This is a genomic window from Teichococcus aerofrigidensis, assembly GCF_054073225.1.
Genome location: NZ_JBSXMU010000113.1, coordinates 1 through 9,920, shown reverse-complemented (window position 1 = coordinate 9,920; position 9,920 = coordinate 1). Strand labels below are relative to the sequence as shown.

Below are 9,920 nucleotides of genomic sequence, written 5' to 3'. Positions count from 1 at the left end.
GCCCATTGCCGCGCGGCGGGGGAGGATGTGGCGGGTGGCGCGCTGGCGCTTGCGGACGGCACCCGGCTCGGGCCCGCGGCCATCGCCCTGGCGGCGGCGCTGGGCCTGCCGGAGCTTCCCGTCCGGCCGCGGCCGCGCATCGGCGTCTTCAGCACCGGCGACGAGCTGGTGCCGCCCGGCGCGCCGCTCGGGCCGGCGCAGACCTATGACAGCAACCGCTTCGCCCTGCTGGCCCTGCTCGCCGGGCTGCCGGTCGAGCCGGTCGATCTCGGCATCCTGCCCGACGACCGGGCGGCGACACGGCGGGCCCTGCGGGCGGCGGCGGAGGGGCATGACATGCTGCTGACCTCCGGCGGCGTCAGCGCCGGGGAGGAGGATCATGTCCGCGCCGCCATCGCCGCCGAGGGGCGGCTGGTATTCTGGCGTCTGGCGGTGAAGCCGGGCCGGCCGGCGGCCATGGGGGTGGTCGCGGGCGTGCCGGTGCTGGGACTGCCGGGCAATCCGGTGGCCGCCTTCGTCGCCTTCCTGAACCTGGCGCGGCCGCTGGCCCTGCGGCTCTGCGGCGCCGCGCAGGAGCCGCCGCCGCGCTTCCTGGCCGAGGCCGGCTTCCGCCACCGCAAGAAGGCCGGGCGGCGGGAGTATCTGCGCGTCGCGCTGGAGCGGCGCGAGGGCCTGCTGCCTCCCCTGGCCCATGCCTTCCCGCGCGAGGGCTCCGGCCTGCTGACCTCGCTGACCCGCAGCCACGCCTTCGCCGAGATCCCCGAGGCGGCCACCGAGGTCGCCCCGGGCGAGCGGCTGGCGGTGCTGCCCTTCGCGGCGCTCTTCTGATCGGCCGGCGGCACCCCATCTTCGCCGGAAGGACAGCGCCAGGGCAGCAGGAAGGACAACGTCGATGTTCATCGCCATGAACCGCTTCAAGGTCGCGCCGGGAGCGGAGGCCGATTTCGAGACGATGTGGACGCAGCGGGAATCGCACCTGCACGAGGTGCCGGGCTTCGTCTCCTTCCACCTGCTGCGCGGTCCGGTGCGCGAGGACCACGTGCTCTATGCCTCGCACACCATCTGGCACGACAAGGCCGCGTTCGAGGCCTGGACGCGCTCGGATGCCTTCCGCCGCGCGCATGCGGGGGCGGGCGGCAGCAAGCCGCTCTATCTCGGCCCGCCGCAGTTCGAGGGCTTCGAGGCGATCCAGAGCATCGGGCGCCCGCCGGGCTGAAGGGTGCCTCCGGGGGAGCCGGGAGGGCCGCCATTGTGCCGGCTTCCCTCTTGCTGTTAAGAACCCGGCCCCTTCGCTGGGGTGGCAGAGCGGTTGAATGCACCGGATTTGTAATCCGGTTGGGTAACCACGTCGCAGGTTCGAATCCTGTCCCCAGCAGGGCTCCCGCCCGTATGGCACCGCCGGCGGCCACTCTCGATCCCGGCCTCATCGACGCCGCGCCTTCTGTGAGCGCGCGCACAGCCGCATTCCTCGCCTCCCGGGCATTCTGAGCGCCGGCCGCCGCATCCCGTGACGGCCCTCACGCCCGGACCCGGAGGCGAGGATGTCCTTGCAGCCCGTCATGCCGCGATCCCGCCCGCTGCTCTCCGCCCTGCTCGCCACGGCGCCGAGGATGGCGCGGCTCCTGCACCATTGGTGGTTCTACCGCCCGGAGCGCCGCTACATGCGGGGCGGGCGCTCCACCGGCTGAGGCCGGGCGCCACCCCCTTCCGCGTGCCCGGAGGGTGGGACGGACCCGCTCAGGGCTTCTCCCGGCGCGGATCGGGAGCCTCGGCGCCGCGCAGCAGGGCCTCGATCTCGCGCCGCAGGGCCTCGGGGTGGTGCAGCACGATGGCCTGCCGCCCGACCGTCAGCAGCCCGGCGCGCGACATCCGCGCCAGCTCGCGCGAGACCGTCTCGCGGCGCAGCCCGATGCGGGCGGCCAGGACATGCTGCGGTGGCGGCGGGCTCAGCACCTTCTCGCCGCCGCCGCGGGGGCGGGAGAGGCGGAGCAGCTCCGCCGACAGCCGCTGCCGCACCGGCAGGGCGGTGGCCTCCAGCAGCCGCTCGTCCTTGTCGCGCAGCCGCGCCGTCAGCAGCCGCAGCAGCCGCCGTCCGACGGCCGGGCATTGCAGCACCAGCTCCATCAGCGCGGCGCCGCGCACGGCGCAGAGCCGGGTGCGCAGCAGGGCGGTGACATTGGCCGAGCGGCGGACGCCATCGATCGCCGCCAGCTCGCCGAAGAAATCGCCGGGGCCGAGGTCGTTCAGGATGGCCTCATGCCCGAAGGCGGTGCGCACCACCACGCGCACCGAGCCCTCCAGCACGAAATAGACGTCGTCGCTGGCATCCCCGGAATCGACCACGACCGCGCCGGCCTGGAGCTGGTGCCAGCGCGTGCTGGGCACCATCCGCGCCAGGGCCTCCTCCGGCGCGCCCTCCAGGAAGGGGATGCGCCGCAGCGCCGCCAGCGCCGCCGGGCCGCTGGGGCCACCGGTGGGGCCGGGCGGAAGGCCGGGAGGGCTGGCCGCGCCGGGCACGGCCCCGGCTCAGCCGCGCCCGGTGCGGCGCGGCGCGCGCTTCCCTGGCGCCGGCGCGGGATCGCCGGCGGGGGAGAGGCTGCGGCCGGCGGCGGCGGGCAGGAGCAGCTGCTCCTCGTAATGGGCCGGATCGCGCAGATCGACGTAGTCCTGCATCTCCCGCAGCCGCTCGCCGAGCGGCGTGTCGAGGCGCGCCACGGCGATGGAGAACTTCTGGATGGCCTCGAAGGAGGAATAGCCCCAGAGCGTGACATAGCTGCCCAGCCGGCCGAAGGCGCCATGGGTGCCGCGGTAGAGCACGCCCTCGCGCGCCGCGAGCGTCCGCAGGTCCGGCTCGTGGCGGCGCAGCCAGGCATGGAAGGCGTCGGCCTTCTCGGGCGCCACGCGGAACCGCACCTCGCGGACCATCATGCCGAGGAGGAAGCCCTCCTCGATCCCCTTCGCGATATCCTGTCCGGCCGGCCCGGCCGGCCCGCCGGCGGCCGCCGTGTCGGTGATGTGCCAGAGACCGGCGGACCGGATCTCGGGCCGGATCTCGCGCACCTCCGGCGCCGCCAGCGCGGCGCCCGCCCGCATCCGCGCCTTCAGGCGCTCCAGATCGTTCTCGGCCTTCATGGCATCGCCTCCTCCGGGTTCTTCTCCAGCAGCAGGCCCTGGCGCAGCAGCAGCGCCAGCCCCTGGTCCAGCGACTCCGCCGCCGCCGCCGCGTCGAGCGGCGGCACCACCGCCTCGCGATAGGCCTCCCGCAGCGCCGTCGCCATCATCCCCGCCCGGCAGAGCTCCAGCAGCAGCCAGGCATGGGCGTTCAGCCGCAGCAGGCGCGGCCCGCCACCCTCGCCGGGCGCGAGCACCACGCAGCTGTCCAGCTCAGGAACCGGACGGAGGCGCAGATTGGGGGCGAGGATGTAGCGCATGCTCAGGCAGGACCCGCAGGTCCACTCCCTGGTTGAGCGGCAGGTCGAAAGGGTCGGGCGCCGTCCAGCGGCCATGGAAGGCATAGGCGGTGGCGCGGCACCCGCCATGCGAGCCCTGGCTCGCCGCGCAGTCGCCGCAACTGGCCTCCACCTCGCCCGAGCGCAGCAGCCGGTGCAGCGGCGCGTTCCACGTGTCGAGGAAGGCGACCTCGCGCAGATCGCCCAGATCGACATACTCGCGCAGATAGGCGCAGCCGATGGAGTGGCCGCGCGGATCGACCGCCGCCGTCTGCCAGCAGCAATTGCCGTCGCGCGGGTGCCAGGACTGCATCAGCCGCATCCCCGGCGGCAGGCGCAGCGCGCCGAGCGCGCGCATCATCACCTCGAGCGGCAGCGAGGCCTCGTCCCAGGCGCGGCGCATGCGGCCGATCGGATAGGGCCGCAGGATGCCGATGGTCTCGAGCCCGAGCCGCGCCGCGAGATCGACGCAGCCCTGCAGGTGATCGACGTTGAGCCGCGTCATGATGACCAGCATCTGCGTCTCGATGCCCGCCGCGCGGGCGGCCCGGATGCCGCCGAGGGTGCGCTCGAAGCTGCCGGGCGCGCGCGTGGCGTGGTCGTGCACCGCGGCGTCCGGGCCGTGCAGATCGACCAGCAGGGTGGCGATCCGGCAGTCCTCGTGCAGGATGCGGGCCATCTCCGGCGTGACCAGCGTGGCGTTGCTGCGGAGCTGGACATGGAAGCGTCCGGCGGCGTGGCGCAGCACGTCGAGGAAATCGGCGCGGTGCAGCGGCTCGCCGCCCTCGATGTAGAGGCCGATGACGCCATCCTCCTCCAGCCGGTCGATCAGCCCCATCCAGTCGGCGGCCGGCATCTCCTCCGCGCGCGGGACGCGGCTGCAATCGGCGTAGCAATGGCGGCAGTCGAGGTTGCAGCTGGCGGTGAAGCTCAGCGTCACCTTCAGCGGGCGCTCCAGCACCGGGTTGCGGAGCGGAAGGGTGGGCGGCGTGCTCATGACGCCTCCCCGAGAGCCGCCAGCGCGGCGCGCAGGTCGAGCCGGCCGCAGCCGGCATGCGCGTCCCAGGCCTCGACCGGGGTCAGGCTGTCGCGCCGGCCGGTGCGGCGAAGGGTGTCGCGCAGCCGCGCCGCGTCGGGCAGCGGTCCGCCGGCCTCGCGCGCCCGCTCCAGCATCAGCGCGACGGCGCCCGCGACATGCGGCGCCGCCTGGCTGGTGCCGCTCAGCACCATGCCGGCCTCGGGCGAGAGGCCGCCGCCCCAGCCGGGGGTGCAGCGGCCCTTGGAGCGCGCGGCGTAGATGCCGACGCCGGGGGCGATCAGGTCCGGCTTCTGACGCCCGTCGCGGGTCGGGCCCTCGGCGCTGAACTGCGCCGCCGGCCGCCGGCGCTGCGCCAGGGCGTTGTAGGCGCCGACGACGATGGCGCTCTCGCCGCAGGCCAGCGAGCCCAGCGTCATGGCGCGGTCGGCGTCGGCCGGGTCGAAACGGGACTGCGAGGGGTCGTCGCGCTCGATCCAGGCATCGAAGCGCACCGGCCGTTCCTCTGGCCGTTCCCCTGGCCGTTCCCCCGCCCGCAGCAGCAGCGTCCAGCCCTGGGTCTCCGGCGCCCCGGAGGGGGGCAGGGTGATGCGGATCTGGCGGAGCGGCGGCCGCCCGCCCGCGGCGCCGCCGTCATCCTGCCCGAGCCCCACCGTGCCGAGCAGCGCGCCGTCGCCGCGCCGCAGGGCGAAGGCGCCGTGCCGGCCCTGGCCGGGCGGCGGCAGGGGAATCTCGCGGCCGGCCGGATCGAGCAGGGAGACGGAGAGCGGCGCATCCGCCGCGTGGCAGAGCAGCAGGCGGTTGGCCAGATGGTCACCCGGCGGCAGCAGCCATCGCAGCGGGCGGGCCTCCCCGGGCGGCACCGTGCCGCCGGCATGGATGCCGCTGGTCCGGGCATTGCCGGCGCAGACCACGATGGCGCGGCCCGGGCGGCGCAGCAGCGCCTCCAGCGCCTGCTCGACGAGATTGCTGCCGTCATGCGGGCCGGTGTTGGTGGTGAGGCTGAGATTGACCACCGCCGGGCGGTCGCCGGTCTTGTGGAAGATATAGGCGGCGGCCTCGTAGACCCAGGCGCCCTGCGCCAGGTCGGCGGCATTGTCCCAATCGAAGCGCGGCAACTGGACGAAGACCAGCTCCGCCTCCGGCGCCAGGCCCGGCAGGCCGGTGCCGCGCCCGTTCCCCGCCGCCACGTCCAGCACATGCGTCCCGTGCGCGCCTTGGCCCGGGGCCACCGTGGCGGCCTCGGTGTAGTAGTTGGCGTGCGGGTCGTAGCCGAGCCGGTCATAGGGGCAGCCGCCCCCGGAGGCGGCGTGGTCGAGGGCGGCGTCGATCGCGGCGGCCGCGTGCTCGCGGCCCTGCGGCAGGCCTCCGGCCGGCGCCCCGGCCGGGTTCTGGTCCCACAGGGCCAGCAGCCGGGTGCGGCCATCGGCGTGGCGAAAATTGGCGTGGGCGATATCGCAGCCGTAATCGGCGACGCCGATCACCACGCCGCGGCCGCCGCGTGGTGGCGCGGCCGCGGCCGTGGCCGCGCCGGCGGGGCGTGGCGTGGCGCCGATCTCCGGCATCGACCAGTCGAGCTGCGGCCGCAGCCGCGGCGCGGCGCCAACCCAGAGGATGCCCTCCTGCCGCAGCAGCGCCGGCAGGGCGATCGGCCCGCCGGGCGGGGGCGGCTGGCGCGGATCGATCCAGACGCGGGCGGTGAACAGGTAGGGGCCCGGCCCGGGCGGCGCCTCGGGCCGCATCCCGGCGGCGAGGACGCGGCCCTCCGCATCGGTGACGAAACCGGGTTCCAGCCCCGGGATGGCGGGGGAGAGGCCTTCGGGGCCGGTGTGGAAGGGCAGGCGGGAGGTGCGGATGAACACCCGCGCCACCGGGCTCGTGCGCATCTCGCACTGAACGCGGAGCGCCAGATTGCCCAGGCGCGGGTCCAGCCTCTCGCAGCCATCGGTATCCAGCAGGCCGGTCTCGACCCGCTGGCAGTGACATTCGGTCTGCCGCTCCTGGCTGGGCATCTCCTGGCTGGGCATCTGCGGTGGCAAGGACGGTCTCCCTCACGGCCTCAGGGTGGCGAAAGGCGGCCCGGTGACCGAATCTTGCGTTGTCCCGGACGCCTCCGCAACGACATTGTCAGCCGACCGGGCCGCCGGTACTGTGACGGGGCGCACAGACAGCTGCGCCGGAATGGAACTGCGGATGCCACAGAACGTCGCATGCGCGGCCTGCGGCGGGTGGAACCCTGCCGAGGGGCGAGCCTGCTCCCGCTGCGGCCGGCCGCTCTCGCTCCATTGCCTGGCCTGCGGCAGCCCGGCCGGTCCCGGCGCGCGCTTCTGCGGCCAGTGCGGCCAGCCCCTGGCCCAGGCGCCCGACGCCGCGGCCGCCGCGCCGCAGGCCGAGCTGCGTCTGGTCACGCTGCTGTTCTGCGACATCGTCGATTCGGTGGGCCTGTCGAGCCGCCTCGACGCGGAGGCCTATGGCGCGGTCATCCTCGCCTATCGCCAGGCCTGCGCCAGCGAGGTCGGCAGCCGCGGCGGCCGCATCCTGCAATACGCCGGCGACGGCGTGCTGGCCTGCTTCGGCTTTCCGCTCGCGCATGAGGATGACGCGGTTTGCGCGCTGGAGGCGGGGCTTGGCGTGCTGCGAGCGGTGCGGGTGCTGAGCGAGCGGCTGAGCCGGGATGGCGCGCCCGCCCTGGCCGTCCGCCTCGCCGCCCATACCGATCAGGTGATGGCCGGCGACCTCGGCGACGGGCCGGCGCGCGAGGCCATGGCGGTGATCGGGGCGGCCACCAACGTGGCCGGCCGGCTGCATCAGGCGGCCGCGCCGGGCCAGCTGGTGGCGAGCGGCGCCACCTGGCGCGCGGCGAGCGGCTTCTTCATCGGCGAGCCGCTCGGCGCCTTCCCCCTGCGCGGCCTGCCGCTGCCGGTCGAGGCCTATGCGGTGCTCGGGCGGAGCGGCGCCTCCAGCCGCCTGGAGGCGCGGCCCGTGCTGGCCCCCTTCTGCGGCCGCCGGCGCGAGCTGGAGATGATGGGCCGCCTCTGGAGGGCGGCGCGGCAGGGGCGGGGCGGGGCCGTGCTGCTGCATGGCGAGGCCGGCGTCGGCAAGTCCCGGCTCCTGCGCGAGTTCCGCGACGGCCTGTCCGACGACGCGCCCCTGGTGCTCACCTGCCAGTGCCTGCCGGAGCATCGCACCAGCGCCCTGCAACCCCTGGCCCGCCCGCTGGCCGTCCTGCTCGGCCTGCCGGAGGGCGCCACGCCGGAGATGGTCCGTGACGGGATCGCCGCCGCCGTGCCCGAGGGGCTCGATGACGCCGGCCGGCAGGCGCTGCTGGACGGGCTGACCGGCATCCTGGCGCCGCAGGCCCTGCCGGTGGCGGCCGGAGAGGCGGCCTCCCCCCGGCTGCGGCGCGAGCGGGGCCTGGCGGCGGTGGCGGAATGCCTGCTGGCCCGCGCCGCGCCGCGCGGCCTGCTGCTGCTGGTCGAGGACCTGCACTGGGCGGATGATTCGACGCTGAGCCTGCTGGAGGGCGTGCTGTCGCGGCTGGAGGCGGCGCCGCAGGATGCCCCGGTGCTGGTGGCGATGACGACCCGGCCCGAATTCGCCGATCCCCTGCTGGACCATCCCGGCATCGCCAGGGTCGAGCTGCATCCCCTGCCGGCGGCCGAGACCGAGGCGCTGGTCACGGCGGTGGCGGGCGGCAAGCGCCTGCCGGTGGCGGTGCAGTGGGAGATCGTGCGGCGCACCGAGGGCATTCCCCTCTTCGTCGAGGAACTGACCAGCACGGTGCTGGAATCCGGCCAGCTGCGCGAGCGGGCGGGGCATTACGAGCTGGCGGGCCCGTTGCAGCCGCTGAGCATGCCCAAGACCCTGCAGGGCTCGCTGATGGCGCGGCTCGACCGCATGGCGGCGGACAAGCCGGTGGCCCAGCTCTGCGCCGCGCTCGGCCGCAGCTTCAGCCTGGGCCTGGCGCAGGCGGTGGCGCAGCGCCCGGCGGCGGAGATCGCGGCGGCGCTGCGGCGGCTGGCCGAGGAGCGCTTCCTGGATCATCTCGGCCACGGCCCGAACGGTGCCGTCTACAGCTTCCGCCACGCGCTGATCCAGGAGGCCGCCTATGAATCGCTGCTGCACGGCCACCGGCGCGTCATCCACCGGCGCATCGCCGATGCGCTGCGCGGCGAGTTCGCGGCCGAGGTGGCCGGGCGGCCGGAGATCCTGGCCAACCATCTGGGCCTGGCGGGGCTCCGGGCCGAGGCGGTGGCGGCCTGGGAGCGCGCCGGCCGCGCCGCCGCCGAGCGCTCGGCCAGCACCGAGGCGGTGGCGCATTTCCGCCATGCGCTGGATCTGCTGGGCGAGCCGCCGCGCGGCCCCGCCGCCGAGACGGCGCTGCGGCTGCACATCGCCCTGGGCACCCAGTATCTGATCACGCGGGGCAACGGCGCGCCCGAGGTGCAGCAGGCCTTCGACGCCGCCCTGGCGCTGAGCCAGGACATCGCCGGCACGCCCGCCGCCTATCGCGCGCTCTATGGCCTGCAGACCTTCTATATCGTGCGCGGCCAGCTCGCCGTGGCGCAGCCGCTGGGCCGGCGCATGCTGGAGCTGGCGAACCGGCTCGACGAGCCCGGGCTGGTGGTGCAGGCGCGGCGGCTGGCGGGGCTGGTGGCGCTCTACCAGGGCGACTTCGCCGTGGCCGAGGCCGAGCTGGAGGCGGCCTGGGCGCTGTACCGGCCGCAGCGCGACGCGGCGCAGCGCTTCGAATTCGGCTCCGATCCGGGCACCCTCACGCTCTGCGCCCTGGGCTGGACCCGGTGGTTCCGCGGCCGTGCCGCCGAGGCGCTGGCGCTGGATGCCGAGGCGCTCGAGCTTGGCGGGCGGCTGCGCCATCCCCACAGCCGTGCCTTCGCGCTGAGCTTCTCCGCCTCCCTGCGGCAGAGCCTGGGGCAGCCGGCGGAGACCCTGCGGCAGGCCGAGACGGTCATCGCCCTGGCCCATGGCCAGGGCTTTCCCTACTGGGCGGCCTGGGGCGAGACCCTGGCCGGCTGGGCGCAGGTGGCCCGCGCCACCGACGCGGCGGCACCGGAGGCGGGCAAGGCCGGCCTGCGGCGGCTGCGGCAGGGGCTGCGCGACTTCGCGGCGATCGGCGGCGACATGGTCCGCTCCTATGGCCTGATGCTGCTGGCGGATGCGCAGCTGCGGCTCGGCCAGGCCGAGGACGCCGCCGCTACCGCCGCCGCGGGGCTGGCCGAGGTGGAGCGGAACGGCGTGCGCTTCCTGGCGGCCGAGCTGCACCGCCTGCATGGGCTCGCCCTGCTGGCCTTGGGGGCCGGGGTGGAGGCGGCACTGGACAGCCTGCGGGCGGCGGTCGCGCTGGCGGCGGAGCAGGGCGCGCCGGTGCTGGAGCGGCGCGCGCTGGAGAGCCTGCTCGCCACGCTGCCGCCGGC

The 9,920-nt window shown here is 75.5% G+C and carries 9 protein-coding genes and 1 tRNA gene; 5 read left to right on the top strand and 5 right to left on the bottom strand.

Annotated features, from left to right (window positions below; all coding sequences use genetic code 11):
- The 4 genes from ACVMLK_RS17325 to ACVMLK_RS17310 form a co-directional block, all read left to right on the top strand.
- Positions 1-828, top strand: an 828-nt coding sequence (locus ACVMLK_RS17325) for a molybdopterin molybdotransferase MoeA (protein WP_457487115.1), incomplete at its 5' end; no start/stop codon positions are given.
- Positions 829-892: 64 nt separating this feature from the next.
- Positions 893-1,216 (top strand): antibiotic biosynthesis monooxygenase family protein, encoded by a 324-nt coding sequence (locus tag ACVMLK_RS17320; protein WP_198367582.1) that lies wholly within the window; start codon positions 893-895, stop codon positions 1,214-1,216.
- Between the two features lie 75 nt (positions 1,217-1,291).
- A tRNA-Thr gene (locus ACVMLK_RS17315) sits at positions 1,292-1,375 on the top strand.
- Positions 1,376-1,559: 184 nt separating this feature from the next.
- Positions 1,560-1,688, top strand: coding sequence for a hypothetical protein (locus tag ACVMLK_RS17310; RefSeq protein WP_457487114.1), 129 nt, complete (start codon positions 1,560-1,562; stop codon positions 1,686-1,688).
- A gap of 49 nt (positions 1,689-1,737) precedes the next feature.
- Here the strand turns inward: ACVMLK_RS17310 and ACVMLK_RS17305 are convergent, their stop codons facing one another.
- Genes ACVMLK_RS17305 through ACVMLK_RS17285 form a run of 5 tightly spaced genes read right to left on the bottom strand, consistent with a single transcriptional unit; the run spans position 1,738 to position 6,524 of the window.
- A complete protein-coding gene (locus ACVMLK_RS17305; protein WP_457487113.1) occupies positions 1,738-2,517 on the bottom strand; it encodes a Crp/Fnr family transcriptional regulator in 780 nt (259 codons plus the stop codon).
- Between the two features lie 9 nt (positions 2,518-2,526).
- On the bottom strand, positions 2,527-3,132 hold the full coding sequence (locus ACVMLK_RS17300; protein WP_457487112.1) for a hypothetical protein: 606 nt from the start codon (positions 3,130-3,132) through the stop codon (positions 2,527-2,529).
- Complete coding sequence (locus tag ACVMLK_RS17295; protein WP_457487111.1) at positions 3,129-3,371, bottom strand: hypothetical protein; 243 nt, start codon at positions 3,369-3,371, stop codon at positions 3,129-3,131. The genes ACVMLK_RS17300 and ACVMLK_RS17295 overlap by 4 nt, the downstream gene beginning before the upstream one ends.
- Positions 3,372-3,384: 13 nt before the next feature.
- A complete protein-coding gene (locus ACVMLK_RS17290) occupies positions 3,385-4,446 on the bottom strand; it encodes a radical SAM/SPASM domain-containing protein (RefSeq protein WP_457487110.1) in 1,062 nt (353 codons plus the stop codon).
- On the bottom strand, positions 4,443-6,524 hold the full coding sequence (locus ACVMLK_RS17285) for a S8 family serine peptidase (protein WP_457487109.1): 2,082 nt from the start codon (positions 6,522-6,524) through the stop codon (positions 4,443-4,445). The genes ACVMLK_RS17290 and ACVMLK_RS17285 overlap by 4 nt, the downstream gene beginning before the upstream one ends.
- Before the next feature lie 154 nt (positions 6,525-6,678).
- Between ACVMLK_RS17285 and ACVMLK_RS17280 the strand changes: the two genes are divergently transcribed.
- Positions 6,679-9,920 (top strand): ATP-binding protein (locus tag ACVMLK_RS17280; protein ID WP_457487108.1); only part of this gene is annotated, 3,242 nt, incomplete at its 3' end.

Excerpts from the sequence above, each read along its gene's own strand:
- ACVMLK_RS17300 (WP_457487112.1), bottom strand. The coding sequence starts at position 3,132 with ATGAAGGCCGAGAACGATCTGGAGCGCCTGAAGGCGCGGATGCGGGCG.
- ACVMLK_RS17290 (WP_457487110.1), bottom strand. The coding sequence starts at position 4,446 with ATGAGCACGCCGCCCACCCTTCCGCTCCGCAACCCGGTGCTGGAGCGC.
- ACVMLK_RS17310 (WP_457487114.1), top strand. The coding sequence starts at position 1,560 with ATGCCGCGATCCCGCCCGCTGCTCTCCGCCCTGCTCGCCACGGCGCCG.
- ACVMLK_RS17320 (WP_198367582.1), top strand. The coding sequence starts at position 893 with ATGTTCATCGCCATGAACCGCTTCAAGGTCGCGCCGGGAGCGGAGGCC.